This window comes from Arthrobacter sp. zg-Y1171 (assembly GCF_025244845.1).
Lineage (GTDB): Bacteria > Actinomycetota > Actinomycetes > Actinomycetales > Micrococcaceae > Arthrobacter_B.
Window position 1 is genome coordinate 1,317,999 of the sequence record NZ_CP104264.1, and the last position, 19,444, is coordinate 1,337,442.

16 protein-coding genes are annotated in these 19,444 nt (G+C 66.0%); all 16 read left to right on the forward strand.

The features are described from left to right. The first annotated feature begins 5 nt into the window (after nt 1-5). The 16 genes from murF to dnaE all read left to right on the forward strand — a co-directional run bounded on the left by murF (nt 6) and on the right by dnaE (nt 19,394). A complete protein-coding gene (gene murF / locus N2L00_RS06125) occupies nt 6-1,511 on the forward strand; it encodes a UDP-N-acetylmuramoyl-tripeptide--D-alanyl-D-alanine ligase (protein WP_255765810.1) in 1,506 nt (501 codons plus the stop codon). Next, a complete protein-coding gene (mraY, locus tag N2L00_RS06130) occupies nt 1,508-2,611 on the forward strand; it encodes a phospho-N-acetylmuramoyl-pentapeptide-transferase (protein ID WP_255765811.1) in 1,104 nt (367 codons plus the stop codon). The genes murF and mraY overlap by 4 nt, the downstream gene beginning before the upstream one ends. Then, nucleotides 2,593-4,161 carry a UDP-N-acetylmuramoyl-L-alanine--D-glutamate ligase gene (murD, locus tag N2L00_RS06135; RefSeq protein ID WP_255765812.1) on the forward strand — a complete coding sequence of 523 codons (1,569 nt, stop codon included), beginning with the start codon at nt 2,593-2,595 and terminating at the stop codon, nt 4,159-4,161. Before mraY ends, murD begins: the two co-directional genes overlap by 19 nt. A 1-nt stretch (nt 4,162) precedes the next feature. Then, nucleotides 4,163-5,491 (forward strand): putative lipid II flippase FtsW, encoded by a 1,329-nt coding sequence (gene ftsW / locus N2L00_RS06140; RefSeq protein ID WP_255765813.1) that lies wholly within the window; start codon nt 4,163-4,165, stop codon nt 5,489-5,491. Continuing rightward, nucleotides 5,488-6,597: an undecaprenyldiphospho-muramoylpentapeptide beta-N-acetylglucosaminyltransferase gene (gene murG / locus N2L00_RS06145; RefSeq protein ID WP_255863271.1), complete on the forward strand. Its 1,110-nt coding sequence runs from the start codon at nt 5,488-5,490 to the stop codon at nt 6,595-6,597. The genes ftsW and murG overlap by 4 nt, the downstream gene beginning before the upstream one ends. Next, nucleotides 6,594-8,027, forward strand: coding sequence for a UDP-N-acetylmuramate--L-alanine ligase (murC, locus tag N2L00_RS06150; RefSeq protein ID WP_255863270.1), 1,434 nt, complete (start codon nt 6,594-6,596; stop codon nt 8,025-8,027). The genes murG and murC overlap by 4 nt, the downstream gene beginning before the upstream one ends. Beyond that, entirely contained in the window at nt 8,017-9,012 is a 996-nt protein-coding gene (locus N2L00_RS06155) for a cell division protein FtsQ/DivIB (protein WP_255863269.1), read from the forward strand. The genes murC and N2L00_RS06155 overlap by 11 nt, the downstream gene beginning before the upstream one ends. Nucleotides 9,013-9,411: 399 nt before the next feature. Beyond that, on the forward strand, nt 9,412-10,611 hold the full coding sequence (ftsZ, locus tag N2L00_RS06160) for a cell division protein FtsZ (RefSeq protein WP_227922592.1): 1,200 nt from the start codon (nt 9,412-9,414) through the stop codon (nt 10,609-10,611). A gap of 40 nt (nt 10,612-10,651) precedes the next feature. Further along, complete coding sequence (pgeF, locus tag N2L00_RS06165; RefSeq protein WP_255863268.1) at nt 10,652-11,374, forward strand: peptidoglycan editing factor PgeF; 723 nt, start codon at nt 10,652-10,654, stop codon at nt 11,372-11,374. A 50-nt stretch (nt 11,375-11,424) separates the two neighbouring features. Beyond that, nucleotides 11,425-12,183 carry a YggS family pyridoxal phosphate-dependent enzyme gene (locus N2L00_RS06170; RefSeq protein WP_255863267.1) on the forward strand — a complete coding sequence of 253 codons (759 nt, stop codon included), beginning with the start codon at nt 11,425-11,427 and terminating at the stop codon, nt 12,181-12,183. Nucleotides 12,184-12,289: 106 nt separating this feature from the next. Then, a complete protein-coding gene (locus N2L00_RS06175; RefSeq protein ID WP_227922587.1) occupies nt 12,290-12,820 on the forward strand; it encodes a cell division protein SepF in 531 nt (176 codons plus the stop codon). 63 nt (nt 12,821-12,883) lie between these two features. Then, on the forward strand, nt 12,884-13,174 hold the full coding sequence (locus tag N2L00_RS06180) for a YggT family protein (protein ID WP_227922585.1): 291 nt from the start codon (nt 12,884-12,886) through the stop codon (nt 13,172-13,174). 156 nt (nt 13,175-13,330) lie between these two features. After that, nucleotides 13,331-13,993, forward strand: coding sequence for a DivIVA domain-containing protein (locus N2L00_RS06185; protein WP_255765819.1), 663 nt, complete (start codon nt 13,331-13,333; stop codon nt 13,991-13,993). A gap of 250 nt (nt 13,994-14,243) precedes the next feature. Further along, nucleotides 14,244-14,837, forward strand: a complete 594-nt coding sequence (gene lspA, locus N2L00_RS06190) for a signal peptidase II (protein WP_255863266.1) — start codon at nt 14,244-14,246, stop codon at nt 14,835-14,837. Beyond that, complete coding sequence (locus N2L00_RS06195) at nt 14,834-15,769, forward strand: RluA family pseudouridine synthase (RefSeq protein WP_255863265.1); 936 nt, start codon at nt 14,834-14,836, stop codon at nt 15,767-15,769. The genes lspA and N2L00_RS06195 overlap by 4 nt, the downstream gene beginning before the upstream one ends. 85 nt (nt 15,770-15,854) lie before the next feature. Continuing rightward, on the forward strand, nt 15,855-19,394 hold the full coding sequence (dnaE, locus tag N2L00_RS06200) for a DNA polymerase III subunit alpha (protein ID WP_255863264.1): 3,540 nt from the start codon (nt 15,855-15,857) through the stop codon (nt 19,392-19,394). Nucleotides 19,395-19,444 lie beyond the last annotated feature (50 nt).

A 19,444-nucleotide genomic window follows, 5' to 3' on the forward strand; every position in this document is an offset into this window, starting at 1 on the left:
TCGTCATGATTGAACTTAATGCAGCCGAAATAGCGGCAATTACAGGCGGCGAGCTGATCGGCCCGGCCGCACAGACGCCGGGCCTTGTCGTGACTTCCGCCACCACGGATTCGCGCGACGCCGTACAGGGCTCGCTCTTCATTGCCAAGCCCGGCGAGAACTCGGACGGCCACCTGTTCGTGGGCGCCGCTTTTGCCCGCGGCGCCATGCTGGCGCTTCTTGAGCGGCCGGTGGCCGACGACGCCGGTGCGCTTTACCCCGGCGTGCTGGTTCCCGACGCCGTCCTGGCCATGGGCACCCTAGCCGCGGAAATTGTCCGCCGGCTCCGGGCGCACGGCGAACTGACCGTCATCGGCATCACGGGATCAGCCGGCAAGACCACCACCAAGGACCTGCTGGCCGGTGTCCTGACCGAGGCCGGTCCCACCGTCGCTCCGGTAGGTTCCTACAACGGCGAAGTCGGCCTTCCGCTGACCGTGTTTACCGCCGGCTACGGCACCCGCTATCTCGTGATGGAAATGGGCGCCACCCGCATCGGCAACATCCGCTACCTGGCCGACATGGTCAAGCCGGATATCGGCGTCGTCCTCTTCGTGGGTTCCGCCCACGCCGGTGAGTTCGGCGGCGTGGACAACATCGCCGTCGCCAAGGGAGAGCTCGTCGAAGCGCTGCCCGCCGGCGGCACCGCCATCCTGAACGCCGACGACATCCGCGTCGCGGCGATGGCTGAACGCACCGACGCGCCGGTCCTCTACTTCACCTCCTCGCCGGAAGCCGCGCACGGCGCCAAGAACGCCGTCCGTGCCCTGGATGCCCGCACCGACGCCGAGGGCAGGCCCGTCTTCACACTGCTGCTGCCCGACGGCAGCCGGCACGAAATCCGGTCCGGCCTCATCGGCGCCCACCACACGGCGAACCTGCTGGCGGCCGCTGCCGCAGCCTACGCAGCGGGTATTCCCGGCGAGCAGATTGCCGCAGGGCTTTCCGGCCGCACGGCAGCCAGCCGCTGGCGCATGGAGCGCACCGACCGCGCCGACGGCGTCACGGTGATCAACGATGCGTACAACGCAAACCCGGAATCCATGCGCGCAGCCCTGCGCACCCTGGCCGAACTCGGCCGGGAACGGCGCACCTGGGCTGTCCTGGGCGAAATGCTGGAGCTGGGCGAGGATGCCGTCACGGAACACGACGCCATCGGCCGCTACGCTGTCCGGCTCAATATTTCCAAACTTATTGTCGTGGGCACCGGTGCCCGCGCCATGCACACCGGTGCGGTCATGGAGGGTTCCTGGGGGGAGGAATCCACCTTCGTGGAAACGGCGGAGGAAGCCGAGCGCATCCTTGCCGAGTCCCTCGCGCCCGGAGACCTTGTCCTGTTCAAATCCTCCAACGGGGCGGCCCTGCGCTTCCTCGGCGATCGGATAGCCTTGACCCCTGTACCACCGTCCGCAGCAACTGATCCGGCGACTGCGCCGGCGCGCACCGAAGGGACCGGAGGAGAGAACCTGTGATCTCCCTGCTTGTAGGGTCTTCGCTGGCTCTGGTCTTCGCCTTTGCCGGAACACCCCTGTTCATCCGTTTCCTGGTGCGGAAGGGGTACGGCCAGTTCGTCCGTGACGACGGCCCCACCTCCCACCACACCAAGCGCGGCACCCCCACCATGGGCGGCGCCGTCATCGTGGCGTCCGTGGTGGCTGCGTACTTCCTCACCCACCTGATCAGCGGCATGCTGGGCTTCGGGTCCTTCAGCCCGACGGCGTCAGGACTGCTGGTCCTGCTGCTCACCGTGGGTATGGGCATGGTCGGCTTCATCGACGACTACACCAAGATCTCCAAGCAGCGCAGCCTCGGCCTGAACGCCAAGGCAAAGATCATCCTGCAGGCAGTCGTCGGCATCACCTTTGCCGTCCTGGCCCTGCAGTTCCCCAATGAGCAGGGGAGGACGCCGGCGTCGACCGCGGTCTCCTTCATCCGGGACACAAACTTCGACCTTGCCTTCGCGGGAACGGTGATCGGCGCGATCCTGTTCGTGATCTGGTCCCTGGTCATCATCACCGGCACCACCAACGGCGTGAACCTGGCCGACGGCCTCGACGGCCTGGCCGCCGGTGCGTCCGTGCTGGTGTTCGGCGCCTACTTCCTGATCGGGATCTGGCAGTACAACCAGAGCTGCGGCTCACCGGGCGCAGAAGGCGTCTGCTACGAAGTCCGCGACCCGATGGATCTGGCCCTGCTGGCCGGGGCCATGGCTGGCGCCCTCATCGGTTTCCTCTGGTGGAACACCTCGCCCGCGAAGATCTTCATGGGCGACACCGGCTCGCTGGCGATCGGCGGCGCCATTGCGGCCTTCGCCATCCTCTCGCGGACCGAGCTGCTGCTGGTGATCCTTGCCGGCCTGTTCGTGATCATCACCCTCTCCGTCATCATCCAGGTGGGCTACTTCAAGCTCAGCGGCGGCAAGCGCGTGTTCAAGATGGCTCCGCTGCAGCACCACTTCGAGCTCAAGGGCTGGGCCGAGGTCACCGTGGTGGTCCGGTTCTGGATCATCGCCGGCCTCTGCGTGGCCGTGGCGCTGGGAATCTTCTACGCCGAATGGGTGGTGGGACTGTGAGTGCTCCCCTTGCCGAACTGACCACGTGGGACGCCGACTGGAGCGGACTGCGCGTAGTCGTCACCGGTATCGGCCTCTCCGGCTTCTCCGCCGCGGACACCCTGATCGAACTCGGGGCCCGGGTTGTAGTGGTGGATGCCAGGGACACCGAGGAGAACCGCGCCAAGGCGGACACCCTTCGGATTGTCGGCGCCGCGGACATCCTGCTCGGAGCCGATGCGGTTGCCGGGCTTCCCGAGGTCGACGGCGCTGCCCCTGACCTCGTGGTGACCTCACCGGGCTTCCGCCCCACCCACCCGGTGCTGGCGGCAGCCGCCGCAGCGGACATTCCCGTCTGGGGCGACGTCGAGCTGGCCTGGCGGGTCCGTATCCGCGAAGGCCGCAAGACCGCCCAGTGGCTGGCCATCACCGGCACCAACGGCAAGACCACCACGGTCTCGATGACCGAGAGCATGCTCCGGGCCGCCGGCCTGCGCGCCATCGCGGCCGGCAACGTCGGAACCCCGATCCTGGATGCGATCCGGGATCCGGAAGGCTATGACGCCATCGCCGTGGAACTCTCCAGCTTCCAGCTGCACTGGACACACTCCATGTCCCCGCTGGCCAGCGTGTGCCTGAACATCGCCGAAGACCACGTGGACTGGCACGGCTCCTTTGAGGCCTACCGGGCCGACAAGGCCAAGATCTACGAAAACACGCAGGTCGCCTGCATCTACAACGCCGAGCAGTACGAGACCGAGCGCATGGTCGAGGAAGCCGACGTCGTGGAAGGCTGCCGCGCGGTCGGCTTCACCACCTCAGTGCCGGCGGTCAGCATGGTCGGAGTGGTTGAAGGACTGCTGGTGGACCGGGCCTTCATCGAGCAGCGCAAGGACTCCGCGGCGGAGCTTGCCGCCATGGCCGACCTGGGGGAGTACGCTCCCCGGCACATGGTGGCCAATGCCCTGGCCGCTGCTGCGCTGGTGCGTGCCTTCGGCGTCGAACCCGCGGCGGTCCGGGACGGACTGCGGGCCTATGCACCGGGAGACCACCGGATCCAGCCCGTGGCCCGCCTCAATGACATCCTGTGGGTCAATGACTCCAAGGCGACCAATCCGCATGCCGCGGCGGCGTCGCTGGCTGCCTTCAACAGCGTTGTCTGGATTGCCGGCGGCCTGTCCAAGGGCGTTCACTACAACGACCTGGTTGCCGAGCACCGCGGCCGGCTCAAGGCAGTGGTCCTGATCGGAGCCGACACCGCGGACCTGCAGGCAGCCCTGGCCCAACACGCACCCGATGTGCCGGTCATCCACGCCCTTGTGGAGCAGACTGGGGAACGGCAGCAGACGGCGGCACCGGTCACCAGTGCCGAAGAGATCATGGTCAGGGCAGTCGCTGCGGCGGCTACCGTGGCCCAAGCAGGAGACACGGTGCTGATGGCGCCGGCAGCAGCTTCCATGGACCAGTTCACTTCCTATGCCCACCGCGGCGAGGCTTTCATCGAAGCCGTCGCAGGATATATGAGCGAACAGCAGGCACCGGGACAGGCACAGACTCCGAAGGAGCCCTAGATTGGTCACCACGCCCACCGGCAGCAAACGCAAACCGGTCCTGCGCCGGAATCCAGCGGCCACAGCCAATACCGGCACGGGCGCGGTGACACCGAAAACCGCACCGGGGAAGCCCCCGGCCGGGAAACGCGGCGCTGCGGACCGTCCGGCCAAACCGGCGTCGCGCGTTGAGCGCTTCCTCGTCTTCCTGGAGGGCAGCGGGCGCAGTGCCACCGGCTCCAGCTACTACACGATCCTCGGCGCCACCCTGGCCCTCACCGCCATCGGCCTGATGATGGTGCTTTCGGCGTCCTCGGTGGAATCCATTGCCGCCGCTGCCGGCAGCGATGCAGGCGCGGCGACGACGTTCGATCTGTTCCTGAAGCAGTCCATGTTCGCTGCGGCGGGCGTGGTGGCCATGCTGGGGCTCTCGCGGCTCGGGCCGCCCCACTACCGCTTCCTCTCCTGGTTCCTTTACGGCATCGCCGTCATCCTGCTGGTGCTTGTGCTGGTGATCGGCAAGGAAGTCAACGGCAACAAGAACTGGATCGAGATCGGGCCCATCACGGGTCAGCCCTCCGAAGCCGCGAAGCTGGCCATGGCGATCTGGTTCGCCGCGGTCCTGTCCCGGAAGGGACGGCTGATCAACGAATGGAAGCACGCCCTTATTCCAGTTGTGCCCGGCGGCGGGATCCTGATCCTCCTGGTCATGCTCGGAAGCGACCTCGGCACCGTGATCGTGATGGGCATGATCATGGTTGCCGCCCTGTTCTTCGCCGGTGCTCCGCTGCGCTTCCTGGGCGTCCTTGCGGCCGGAGCGGCCGTGGGAGCGGTACTCATGTCGCTGGTGAGCAGCAACCGCTCCAGCCGGATCAGCGCCTGGCTCCAGCTGGACTGCAGCACCGGCCTCTGCGACCAGGCCAACGCCGGCATGTACGCGCTGGCCTCCGGCGGCTGGCTGGGAGTGGGCATCGGCCAGAGCCGGCAGAAATGGAACTGGATCCCGGAAGCCCACAACGACTTCATCTTCGCCATTATCGGCGAGGAATTCGGCCTGCTGGGAACGCTCGTCGTGGTCAGCCTCTTTGCCGTCCTTGCCGTCGCGACGGTCCGGGTCACCATGCGCCATACAGACCCGTTCATCCGCATTGTCTGCGGTGCCATCCTGGTCTGGATCATCGGCCAGGCCTCCGTGAACATTGCGATGGTGACCGGGTTGCTTCCCGTCATCGGCGTACCGCTGCCGTTCATTTCGTATGGCGGATCCTCCCTGACCTTCACGCTCGCCGCCGTCGGCGTCCTGCTTTCCTTTGCCCGTAAAATCCCCGAAAGTGAACCAACAGCTCCATGACGCAGCCTTCCCTCTCCGTAGTCCTGGCCGGAGGCGGCACCGCCGGGCACATCAGCCCTCTCCTGGCCATCGCAGATGCCGTGACGGCACACCGCCCCGACGCCCGCATCACAGTGGTGGGGACCGCGTCCGGAATGGAAACCCGCCTGGTGCCCGCAGCGGGCTATGAGCTGGCCACCATTGACCGGGTCCCCATGCCCCGGCGGCCTTCCGCAGACCTGGCGAAACTGCCCGGCCGCCTTCTCCGTGCCGTGCGGCAGGCCGGCGAGATCCTGGACTCCGCGCAGGCCGACGTCGTTGTGGGCGTGGGCGGCTACGTTTCGACGCCGGTGTACCTGGCGGCACGCCGCCGATCGCTTCCCGTGATCGTGCACGAGGCCAACGCGCGTCCCGGGCTGGCCAACCGCGTGGGTGCGCGCTTCGCGGCCGTGACGGGCGTGGCCTTCGAATCCACCAGCCTGCCCCGGGCCACGTGGGTCGGTATGCCGATGCGCCGGGAAATCTCCGGACTGGACCGCCATGCCGCCCGGAATGCCGCACGGTCCGCCCTGGGGCTGGAGCAGGACCGCCCCACGCTGGTGGTGACCGGAGGCTCTTCGGGTGCCGCAAGCATCAACCGGGCCGTGGAACATGCCCTTCCGGCATTGGCTGCGGCCGGCATCCAGACCCTGCACATCACCGGCCGCGGAAAGTCCCTGGTGGACGCCGACGGAAAACCGATCGCCGCCCGCGGCTACACGCAGGTGGAGTACGTCGACGGCATGGAGCAGGCCTACGCCGCTGCGGACCTGCTGCTGGCCCGCTCCGGGGCAGGCACCGTCTGCGAAATCAGCGCAGTGGGGCTGCCTGCCGTCCTGGTTCCGCTGCCGCACGGCAACGGCGAACAGGCGCTTAATGCCGAAGCCCTCGTGGCTGCCGGCGGAGCGCTTACGGTTGCCGACGCCCTCTTCACAGCCGAGTGGATTTCCGACAGGCTGATACCTTTGCTGGCCGATCCGGCGGCGTTGGAAGCCATGGCCAAGGCATCGTCGGCGTTGGGCATCCGTGACGCGGACCAGCGGATGGCTGCATTCATCCTCGAAGCAAGCGATAGGGCAAAGGCATGAACCGGCTGAACCCGACAGACCTTGGGAAAGTACACTTCATCGGCCTCGGCGGTGCCGGCATGTCCGCCGTTGCCCGGGTACTCCTGGCCCAGGGCATTGAAGTCTCCGGCTCCGATTCCAAGGACTCACCGGGACTGCGGGCCCTTGAAGCGCTCGGGGCCGAGGTGTTTGTGGGGCACGACGCCGGACACGTTGCCGGCGTCGACACGGTAGTCGTGTCAACGGCCATCCGCGAGCAGAATCCGGAACTTGCGGCGGCGCGTTCCCGCGGGCTGCGGATCATCCACCGCTCAGTGGCGCTCTCCGCGGCCATGGGCGAGCAGGACCTCATAGCGGTGGCCGGCACCCACGGCAAAACCACCACCACGGCCATGGTGACCGTGATGCTGCGGGAGGCCGGACTGGATCCTTCCTTCGCCATCGGCGGCGACGTTGCGGCCCTTGGCGTCAATGCCGCCCACGGGGCGGGACGGGTCTTCGTGGCCGAAGCCGATGAGTCGGACGGCTCCTTCCTCAACTACAACCCGCGGATCAGCGTGGTCACTAATGTCGAGGCCGACCACCTGGACCATTACGGCACGGAGGAAGCGGTCTTCGCCTCCTTCGACGCCTTCACGGCGCTGCTGCCGGCGGAGGGGCTCCTTGTCGCCTGCGCGGACGACGCCGGTGCCGTAGCCCTCGTTGAACGCTGCCCGGGCGTCCGGGTAGCCACCTACGGCTACGCCGCCGGTGCGGACGTGCGGGTTACGGACACCCGTCCCGCCGGCGCCGGCTCGGCCAGCACCCTGCAGTACACCGTGGACGGCCGCGACGGCGAGGTGCAGCTTGTCCTGCAGGTTCCGGGCGCGCACAACATCCTGAACGCGGCTGCCGCCTTTGCCGTCGGGCTGGAACTGGGCGTTGATCCCCGGACGGCCGCAGCGGGGCTCGCTACGTTCTCCGGCGCCGCCCGGCGGTTCGAATCCCGCGGCAGTGCACGCGGCGTGCAGGTGTTCGACGATTATGCCCACCATCCCACCGAAGTGGACGCCGCCCTGAAGGCGGCCCGCACAGTGGCCGGAGGGCATCGGGTGCATGTGTTGTTCCAGCCGCACCTGTTCAGCCGCACCCGCAACTTTGCGGCCGAGTTTGCAGCAGCCCTGGACCTGGCCGATACCGCCACCGTCCTGGACATCTATCCGGCACGGGAAGATCCGATTGAAGGCGTCACCAGTGAGCTGATCACCTCCCGCCTGCACGTCCCCGGCGGCTATGCCGATAGTCCGGAACGCGCGGTGGCCCAGGTTGCAGACAGCGCCGACGAGGGAGACATCATCCTGACCGTCGGTGCCGGTGACGTCACCGCGCTCGGATCCGAACTGGTTGCCCGCCTGGCCGCCGTTCCGGCCCGTTCGGCCGCCGCAGCGGGGAAAGCCGCCAATGGCCGGTAGGAAGCGCTCCGGGAGCGACGACGAGACCATCACGGCCACACGTGCCCTCGATCCGGAAGACCAGGTGGCAGCAGACAGGCCCGCCGCCGGTTCCACCGCTGTCCGGCCTGCTGCCGGTGCCGCCAAGGCCAAGCCGGCGGGGAAGGGGAAATCCGCCGGGAAGCCTGCGGGCGCTCCGGCGGACAAGGCCCCGCGCCGCTTTGCGGGAAGCCGGCGCTCCGCCGCAAAGTCCCCGGTGCCTGGCGCCAACAGCGCAGGCACCGACGGAACGGTCCTGGCATTTCCGGAACCGCCCGGCAAGCGGCGGCGCCGGGCAGCATGGATCACGGTCGGCTCCGCGCTGTCCGTCACTGCGCTGTTCTTTGCCCTGCTGTTCTTCTCACCGATGCTCGCCCTGCAGACCGTAGTGGTAGAGGGCACCACGCTGCTGCCACGTGAACAGGCCGAAGCAGCGCTGGAACCGTTGAAGGGGCAGACCCTGCCCACCATTTCCGACGCCGACGTGGAAGGGCTGCTGAAAGACCGCCCCGAAATCGAAAAGATCGAGGTCGCAGCACAGCCACCGTCCACCCTGGTGGTTACTGTCACCGAACGCATTCCCGTAGCCGTCCTGCAGGACGGTGACACGCATGTCCTCATCGACGAAGAGGGCCGCCGGCTGGCAATAGCAGCTGACCGGGCAGCGGTCGCCCTTCCGCTTATCGCCGGCGGAAGCGAAGCCATCCATGCGAGTGTTTTCCCCAGCATCACGGCAGTACTGGCGACGCTTCCGCCGGAGGTGCTTGGCCGGCTGGAGAACGCCTCCGCCCAGACGCTGGATTCGGTCGAACTGAAGCTTAAGAGCGGGCAGACAGTATTCTGGGGGAGTGCCGATGCCAACGAGGCAAAGGCACGGGTGCTTGAGGCGCTCCTGAAGATGGAGCCGTCCGATCCGCCGGTGCAGGTTTACGACGTCAGTACCCCCGACCGTCCGGTGACACGTTGACCGGCGCGGAGGACGGCTGGAAACCAGGCGCCGGACCGGAGCCCTCGGAGGGGATCCGCAGGGGAACGGAGCAGGTAGCTTTCCGCGGCCGTGATGAAAGAATCCTCCGACACGCGGGGGCGGTATTTGCGGAAGCGGCGCTGGCCCCATAGCGTCTCAAGTAATGGATTACTTGACATAACTATAACCCTCAAGTTGAGGGTTAGGGTTGTGTAGGTTCAAGGTTTTCGGCCGGGCGTCCAGTGGAGATCTCCGGGATTCCGCTGGAAACCACGGGGGCGTCGGCGGCCGGGAACCGGTTTGTACGCAGGCCGGTTCAGTAGGACACATGCAGCTGCAGAACGAACGCAGCTGCGAAAAACATAAAAGTTGCAGAGATTCGAACAAGGGACACAGGACGTGGCAGCACCGCAGAATTACTTGGCCGTCATCAAGGTCGTCGGCATCGGCGGCGGTGGCGTGAACGCCGTAAACCGGATGATCGATGTTGGCCTCCGCGGCGTGGAGTTCATCGCCATCAACACCGATGCACAGGCACTGCTGATGAGCGACGCAGACGTCAAGCTCGACGTCGGCCGCGAACTCACGCGTGGCCTGGGCGCCGGCGCTGATCCCGAGGTCGGCCGCAAGGCCGCCGAGGACCACGCCGAGGAGATCGAGGAAGTCCTCCGCGGAGCGGACATGGTCTTCGTGACCGCAGGCGAAGGTGGCGGAACCGGTACCGGCGGCGCTCCCGTCGTCGCCCGGATCGCCCGTTCGCTCGGCGCCCTGACCATCGGCGTGGTTACGCGTCCCTTCACCTTCGAAGGCCGGCGCCGCTCCAACCAGGCCGAATCCGGTATCGATACGCTGCGCGACGAAGTCGACACGCTGATCGTCATCCCGAATGACCGGCTGCTGTCCATCAGCGACCGCAACGTCTCCATGCTGGATGCCTTCCGTTCCGCGGACCAGGTCCTGCTCTCCGGCGTTCAGGGTATTACCGACCTGATCACCACCCCGGGCCTGATCAACCTCGACTTCGCGGACGTGAAATCGGTTATGCAGGGTGCAGGTTCGGCCCTCATGGGCATCGGTTCGGCCCGCGGCGAGGACCGTGCAGTCAAGGCTGCCGAGCTGGCAATAGCTTCTCCTCTGCTCGAAGCTTCGATCGACGGCGCCCACGGCGTGCTCCTCTCCATTCAGGGCGGTTCCGATCTCGGCCTGTTTGAGATCAACGAGGCAGCGCGCCTGGTCCAGGAAGTTGCCCACCCCGAAGCCAACATCATCTTCGGTGCCGTCATTGACGACGCCCTGGGCGACGAAGCGCGGGTTACCGTTATCGCGGCAGGCTTCGACCAGGTGGATGTCACCTCGCAGCCGGCGCAGCACAACAAGCCGGCCGAGCCGGCCACGCCGCCTGCCTCGGCAGCGGCTGCAGGTGGCTTCGGGGCTGCCGCTCCGGCTTCCGCAGGCCTGTCGGCCTGGTCCCAGCGGTCGCACCAGCACAGCGATGTCCCGGCCGACGCCGGCTTCGATATCGATCTTCCGGCAGTCGTGGAATCCGATCTGTCCACCGGCCGTCCGGATGACCTGGACGTACCGGACTTCCTGAAGTAGGAAAACCGGCAGGCAGAGCAGCAGAGCTAGACAGCTGAGCATGACAGCGGGGTTGTCCCGGATGTTTTGGTGGCACCGCCAGGTTGGCGACAACCTGTGGGCGGGATTCACCAACGCTTCCGCGGGCAACCTCGCTTTGCATGTGGGGGATGACCCGGATGCGGTCCGCAGGCGGCGTGCGGAACTCGAGTCCGCGATGGGCGTCCGCCCCGGCTCGCTGCGTTTTATGAACCAGGTCCATTCCGCACTGGTGGCAGAAGCAGCCGACCCCGGCTCCGGTGCTCCCACGGCGGACGGCCTGGTCAGTGTCGACGGCGCAGCCCCGCTGGCGGTGATGGTGGCCGACTGCGTGCCGGTCCTGCTGGCCGGTGCCGGCCCGGACGGGAGGCCGGTTACCGCCGCCGTGCATGCCGGCCGCCGCGGCCTGCTGGATAACATCCTGCCCGTCGCCGTCGACCGGATGCGTTCCGCCGGCGGAACCGGGCTCCGTGCCTGGATAGGTCCCTGCGTCTGCGGGCACTGCTACGAGGTTCCGGCAGCCATGCGGGACGAATCGGTTGCCCTGCTGCCGGCTACTGCCGCAGTAACCCGCAGCGGGACCCCGGCGCTTGATCTTCCCGCGGGAGCCCAGGCGCAGCTCATGGCCCTGGGGGTATCAGTAGAACGGGTCGAGGGCTGCACATTGGAGAACGACGAGCTGTTTTCCCATCGCCGGGACCCCGCCACCGGACGGTTCGCCGGCGTGATCTGGCGCCGTCCCTGAATCTCCACCGGCGCATCGAAGGCCGGCGGGCCGGAGATAATGGAAAGACCATGACTTCAATATCCGAATATCCCACCCGCGCCGATGAGCTGCGGGACAGGCTGCAGCGCGTCCGGAACCGCATCGCGGCAGCCGAGCGCCCCGCCGGTGCCGAAGAACCGCACCTGATTGTGGTCACCAAGTATTTCCCCGCCTCCGACGTCGGGATCCTTGCCGGACTGGGAGTCCGGGACGTGGGCGAGAACAAGGACCAGGAGGCCGCCGCAAAGGCCGCGGACCTGGCACACCTGGACCTGGACTGGCACTTCATCGGCCAGCTGCAGTCCAATAAGGCGAAGTCCGTGGTGCGCTACGCCGCCTCCGTCCACTCGGTGGACCGCCGTTCCCTGGTGACTGCCCTGGGCAAGGCGATGGCAGCAGAGCAGCGGCGCCGGGAATCCGCAGGGCTGGTGCCACGTGGGGACCTGTCCTGCTTCCTGCAGGTGGACCTGCGGGACGACGCCGCACGGGCTGCGGATCCGGGCCGAGGGGGAGCACTGCCCGGGGATCTGCCGCTTCTGGCCGAGTCCGTTGCCGGTACTCCCGGGCTGCTGCTGTCCGGGCTGATGGCCGTTGCGCCGCTCGGCGCGGATGCCGGGGAGGCCTTCGCCCGCCTCCGGGAACTTTCGGGGCAGCTGCAGGCGCAGCACCCAGAGGCGCGAAGCATCTCCGCCGGCATGAGTTCGGACCTCGAGGCGGCCGTCGCACACGGGGCGACACACCTGAGAATCGGGTCCGATGTTCTGGGCCCGCGCCCGCCGGTACGGTAGCGTCAAAGTACGAACACCATACAGCCGCCGCGCAGCACCCTGCAGTACCGTGCAGTAACAGTACAGTAATGGGCAGCTAGGCGTTGAAGGATTAAGAGGAGCAACCATGGCTGGCGCAATGCGCAGGACAATGATCTACCTTGGGCTCGCCGACGGTGACGAGCACTACGAGTCCGAACAGCGGCACCTGCGGGAAGCCCCTGCCCGGGAGGAAGACTTTGCTCCCGTCCATGAGCCCGATGAGGAAGCGCCGGAGGCGGTTCCTGCCCCCGTCGTACGAAATGCAGTGGAGGAGTACCGCGCACCCGTGACACCCATCAAGCGTGCCCCGTCGTCCCGTGAGGATGTGTCCGGCCTGCGCCAGATCACCACGGTCCACCCCCGCTCCTACAACGACGCCAAGATCATCGGTGAGAGCTTCCGTGACGGCATCCCCGTCATCATGAACGTCACCGATATGGGAGAAGCGGACGCCAAGCGCCTCGTTGATTTCTCCGCGGGCCTCGTTTTCGGCCTCCGCGGTAGCATTGAGCGTGTCACCAACAAGGTCTTCCTGCTCTCGCCGTCCTACGTTGAGGTTTTGGGCGACGACAAGAAGATCAGCGAATCACAGTCCACTTTCTTCAACCAGAGCTAGCCCAAGGCCCGCACCGACGGGCCGCAGGGGCTGCTGACCGACTTCGGAAATGAAACCCTGCGCGTGAATATCATTCTTCCCCTGGTGTACTTGGTGCTGGTTCTCTTCCAGCTCGCCCTCATCCTGCGGATCGTGTACGACGCCGTGCAGATGTTTGCCCGGCAGTGGCGGCCAAAGGGGCCGGCACTCGTGCTCGCTACCGGCGTATATGGTGTTACCGACCCGCCCGTCCGGCTGTTCAGGCGCATCATCCCGCCGTTGCGGCTTGGGGGAGTGGCCCTGGACCTGGCTTTCCTGGTCCTGTTTATCCTCGTATCGATCCTCACGCAGATTGTCGTCGGCGTCGCGCGCTAGCGTTCCGCGCCGCAGGGGTCCGGTTAGTTTTCGGAAACCAAACGATATAGTGTGAAACCGAATACAACCCTGCATTTTTGTATGTCCGTAATTCTCTACGTAGAACCGCCTGCTTGACTCGCAGGCGAATCTTATAATCCAGTATGAGGTGACCAGATGGCTCTGACGCCAGAAGATGTTGTCAACAAGCGGTTCCAGCCGACCAAGTTCCGGGAAGGCTATGACCAGGATGAAGTCGATGACTTCCTCGACGAGATCGTGGTGGAACTGCGCCGGCTGAACTCCGAAAACGAAGACCTCCGCAGCCAGCTGGCTGCGGCCGCAGCCGGTGGGTCCACCGCTTCGGCGAACTCGGTTCCGGCTCCCGTAGCCGCTGCACCGAAGATCGAAAAGGTTCCGGAAGAACCCAAGCCCGAGCCTGAGGTTGAAGCTCCGGTCGTAGAAGAGCGCCCGGCACCCGTCGAGGCCAAGCCGGAGCCCGTCGCGGCTCCCGCGGCCAACAACACGGAGACCGCTGCGGGCATCCTGGCCATGGCCCAGAAGATGCACGACGACTATGTCGGTGCCGGTATTGAGCAGCGCGACAAGATCATCGCCGAAGCGCAGATCGAGGCCAGCGGCCTCGTCACCGACGCCCAGGAGAAGAGCCGCAAGATCCTCAGCACCCTGGAGCAGCAGAAGGCTGTCCTGGAGCGCAAGGTCGAGCAGCTGCGCGGCTTCGAGCGGGACTACCGTTCGCGCCTGAAGGCCTACATCGAAGGCCAGCTGCGCGATCTGGATGCACGCGGTTCCGTAGCTTCGGAAACCGCCGACGCGTAATTGCCTCGGACACGGCGCTCCTGGAAGATCGGTTAAACTGATGTACAGGCAGCAGCCGGCATTCCAGAAGTCGAGTTATTGAAGAAGCTGAACAATGCAGAAGTTAAGCAACGTATTAGCTGAATGAAACCTAAGGGCCGGAGGCCGGGTCACCCCGGCCGACGGCCCTTACGTTTTTGCACGAACATTCGATTCACCGCGCAGTTCAGTCGGCGCCTGATTCCCCCGGCATTCCGATCACGAAAGCACCATGACTCCTTCCTCACCGCAGACCCCGGACAACACGGGAGCCGGACGCAGCCGTGCCCGCAGGGGCAAGCCTGCTCTCATCATGCTTGCCGTGGCGGTCGTCGCCGTTATCGCCGACCAGCTCACGAAACTGTGGGTGGTCAGCACCATGGCCGAGGGCCAGATAACCGATGTCCTGCCCCCGATCCTGCGTTGGCACTTCATCCGCAATCCCGGTGCAGCGTTTTCGATCGGCACCGACTACACGTGGGTCTTCACGATCATCATGGTGCTTGTGTCCGGTTTCCTGGCCTACCTGATGTTCCGGGTCCGTTCCCTGGCCTGGGCCACGGCCCTGGGTTTGGTGCTCGGCGGTGCGCTGGGCAACCTGACCGACCGGCTCTTCCGGGAACCGTCCTTCGGCCAGGGCCATGTCGTGGACTTCATCGCCTTCCCGAACTTCGCGATTTTCAACATCGCCGATTCCTGCGTGGTCTCCGGCGTGATCCTGGTCTGCCTGCTCACGCTGCGGGGAATCGGTTTGGACGGCGTACGCACGCCGTCCGGCAAGACAGTAACGACAGACCAGCGTAATGACGACGAGGCAACACGATGAATGAGCTCCACGCAGTTTTTGCAGTCCCCGAGGAAGCCGACGGCAAGCGGGCCGACGCCGTAGTGGCAGGCCTGCTTGACGTCTCCCGTTCCGTCGCCGCCACCTGGTGCACGGACGGCTACTTCAGTTCCAAGGGCAAGGTGCTGACGAAATCGGACAAGCTGCACGCCGGGCAGGAAATCACTGCGGACGTCCCGGAGCAGCGGGACCCGCTGGCCGTCGTCGTCGAGCCGGTTGACGACCTGCTGATCCTGGCCGATGCCGAGCACTTCGTCGTCATCGACAAACCGGTGGGCGTGGCCGCGCATCCCTCGCCGGGCTGGGTGGGGCCGACGGTGGTCGGGGCGCTGGCCGCTGCCGGCTACCGGATCTCCACGTCAGGCGCCCCCGAGCGGCAGGGCATTGTCCACCGGCTCGACGTCGGCACCTCCGGGGTCATGGTGGTTGCCAAGACCGAGCACGCCTACACCCTCCTGAAGCAGGCGTTCAAGGACCGCACCGTGGACAAGATGTACCACGCAGTGGTCCAGGGGCTGCCCGACCCGCTCAAGGGCACCATCGACGCTCCGATCGGCAGGCATCCCGGCTACGACTGGCGTTTCGCCGTCGTTGAGGGCGGCCGGCCGTCGGTGACGCATTACGAGGTGCTGGAAGCCTTTGGCAAGGCCTCGCTGGTGGAGGTGCACCTGGAGACGGGCCGCACCCACCAGATCCGCGTCCACTTCTCGGCCCTGCGCCATCCCTGCGCCGGCGACCTGACCTACGGTGCGGATGCAAAGCTGGCCGCAGAGCTTGGCCTGACCCGGCAGTGGCTGCACGCCCGGAAACTGGGCTTCACCCACCCGGGCTCGGGGGAGTACGTGGAGTTCACCAGTGAGTACCCGCAGGACCTGCAGTACGCTGTCGACGCGCTGCGCAGCGGCGAGGTCTAGGCCCGCTGGAGAGCCGCGGCACACCGGCTTCCGGCCCGGCGCGGCGGCGTCCGACGCGCCGCGGGCCGGGGCCTAGAATGTACAGGTGGCTTCTGCAACTAGTACGTCGAAATCGTTTGTCCATCTTCACAACCACACCGAATATTCGATGCTCGACGGGGCTGCCCGGCTGACGGATCTGTTCAGCCACGCCGACGAGCTGGGCATGAACGCCCTGGCAACCACCGACCACGGTTTCGTGTTCGGCGCCTTCGACTTCTGGAACAAGGCCCGCGGTGCCGGCATCAAGCCGATCATCGGCGTGGAGGCCTACCTGACGCCCGGTACGGCGCGCAGGGACAAGACCCGCGTGAAGTGGGGCGACGGCGGCAGGAACGACGTTTCCGGTGCCGGTGCCTACACCCACATGACCATGTGGGCCGAGAACACCGAGGGCATGCACAACCTCTTCCGGATGTCCTCCCTGGCCTCGCTGGAAGGCTACCTCTACAAGCCCCGCATGGACCGGGACCTGCTGCAGACCTACGGCAAGGGGCTGATCGCCACCACCGGCTGCCCCTCCGGCGAAGTCCAGACCAAGCTGCGCCTGGGGCTGTACCGGGAAGCCGTCCAGGCGGCATCGGACTTCCGCGACATCTTCGGACGGGAAAACTTCTTCTGCGAGCTGATGGACCACGGGCTGGACATCGAGCGCAACGTGCAGGCGGACCTGATCAAACTGGCCCGCGAGCTGCAGCTGCCCCTGGTGGCCACCAATGACCTGCACTACACCCACGCCGAAGACGCCTCCGCGCATGCGGCGCTGCTGTGCGTGCAGTCCGGCTCCTCGCTGGCCGACCCCAAGCGCTTCAAGTTCGACGCCGACGAGTTCTACCTCAAGTCCCCGGACGAAATGCGGGCCATTTTCCGCGACCATCCGGACGCCTGCGACAACACCCTGCTCATCGCCGAGCGCTGCGACGTCGAATTCAACACCAAAGCCAACTACATGCCGCGCTTCCCGACTCCGGAGGGTGAGAACGAGGAGTCCTGGTTCGTCAAGGAAGTCGAAGCCGGACTGCATCGCCGCTACCCGAACGGGATCAGCGACGCCGTGCGCAAGCGCGCCGACTACGAAGTGGGCATCATCGCCCAGATGGGCTTCCCGGGCTACTTCCTCGTGGTGGCAGACTTCATCAACTGGGCCAAGGAAAACGGAATCCGCGTCGGCCCCGGCCGCGGCTCCGGTGCCGGCTCAATGGCCGCCTACGCGATGGGCATCACCGACCTGGACCCGCTGCAGCACGGCCTGATCTTCGAGCGCTTCCTGAACCCGGACCGCGTCTCCATGCCTGACTTCGACGTCGACTTCGATGATCGGCGCCGCTCCGAAGTGATCCACTACGTCACAGAGAAGTACGGCGACGAGCGCGTTGCCATGATCGTTACCTACGGCACCATCAAAGCCAAGCAGGCCCTGAAGGACTCCTCCCGCGTGATGGGCTACCCCTTCTCGGTCGGAGAACGCCTTACCAAGGCGATGCCGCCGGACGTGATGGGCAAAGGCCTGTCCCTGGCCGACGTGCACAACAAGGAAGCCAAGCGCTACGGCGAGGCCGAGGAGCTGCGCGAGCTGCTGCGCACCGACCCCGATTCCCAGCGTGTGTTCGATACCGCGCTGGGCCTTGAAGGCCTTAAGCGCCAGTGGGGCGTGCATGCCGCCGGCGTGATCATGTCCTCCGATCCGCTGATCGACATCATCCCGATCATGCGCCGCGAACAGGACGGGCAGGTGATCACGCAGTTCGATTACCCCACCTGCGAAGGCCTGGGGCTCATCAAGATGGACTTCCTCGGCCTTCGAAACCTGACGATCGTCTCCGACGCGGTGGAGAACATCAAGAACAACCGCGGCGAGGACCTGGTCCTGGAAGACCTGTCGCTGGATTTGAAGGAAGCCTACGACCTCCTTGCCAGCGGTGACACGCTGGGTGTGTTCCAGCTCGACGGCGGGCCAATGCGGTCGCTGCTCAAGAGCATGCGTCCGGATAACTTTGAAGATATCTCCGCTGTCATCGCCCTGTACCGCCCGGGTCCCATGGGCGCGAACTCACACACGAACTACGCCCTGCGCAAGACCGGCCAGCAGGAAATCACCCCGATCCACCCGGAGCTCGAGGAACCGCTCGCGGAAATCCTGAACACCACCTACGGCCTGATTGTGTATCAGGAGCAGGTTATGGCCATCGCCCAGAAGGTGGCAGGCTTCAGCTTGGGCCAGGCAGATATTCTCCGCCGTGCCATGGGCAAGAAGAAGAAATCGGAGCTGGATAAGCAGTACGCCGGCTTCCACCAGGGCATGGTGGACCGCGGCTACTCCGAAGCGGCCATCAAGGCGCTCTGGGACATCCTGCTCCCATTCTCCGACTACGCCTTCAACAAGGCGCACTCCGCGGCCTACGGCGTCGTCTCCTACTGGACCGCCTACCTGAAGGCCCAGTATCCGGCCGAGTACATGGCGGCCCTGCTCACCTCCGTGGGCGACGACAAGGACAAGCTGGCGCTGTACCTGAACGAGTGCCGCAAGATGGGAATCACGGTCCTGCCGCCGGACGTGAACGAATCCTCGGTGAACTTCACCCCTGTCGGCAAGGACATCCGCTTCGGCATGGGCGCCATCCGCAACGTCGGTGCCAACGTGGTGCAGGCCATGGTCGCCGCCCGTGAGGAGAAGGGCGCGTACACCAACTTCAAGGACTTCCTGATGAAGGTTCCGGCGGTGGTCTGCAACAAGCGCACCATCGAGTCCCTGATCAAGGCGGGTGCCTTCGACTCGATGGGCCATGCCCGGCGTCCGCTGGCGATGATCCACGAAGAAGCGATCGACTCCGTGGTTGTGCTCAAACGCAACGAGGCCGTGGGGCAGTTCGACCTCTTCGCCGCCATTTCCGACCAGGAACCGGAGGACTCGATCAGCATCGATATTCCGGACCTTCCGGAGTGGGAGAAGAAGGACAAGCTGTCCTTCGAACGCGACATGCTCGGCCTCTACGTCTCGGACCACCCGCTGCAGGGCCTGGAAGGGATCCTCAGCCAGCACGCCGACTCGTCGATCACCAACATTGTCGGAGAGGAAGGCCCGCCCGACGGCGCGATCGTCACCATCGCGGGCATGATCACCTCGCTCCAGCGGCGTATTGCCAAGAACAGCGGCAATGCGTACGCCCGCTGCGAGATCGAGGACCTCGCCGGTTCCATGGAAGTAATGTTCTTCGGGCAGGTCTACGGTCCCATTGCCGCCGTGCTGGCCGAGGACCTGATTGTGGTGGTCCGCGGCCGGCTGCAGCGGCGCGACGACGGCGCCGTCACGCTGAACGCGCAGGAACTCACGGTCCCCGACCTCAGCGAGGGTCATTCCGGGCCTGTGGTGATTTCCATGGCCACCTACAAGGCCACCGAGACCGTGGTCTCCCAGCTCGGCGACGTGCTGCGGACGCACCCGGGTACCTCCGAGGTGCAGATCCGGCTCAACGGCTCCCGCACGGTGGAAGTAATGAAGCTGGGCGTGGACATGCGGGTGAACCCCACTCCGTCACTGTTCGGTGACCTGAAGGTGCTGCTCGGCCCGGCCTGCCTGGACGGCTAGGCCCGGCCGGGCGCCCGGCGTCCATTGCTGCGTCCGGCGACATATTCGCC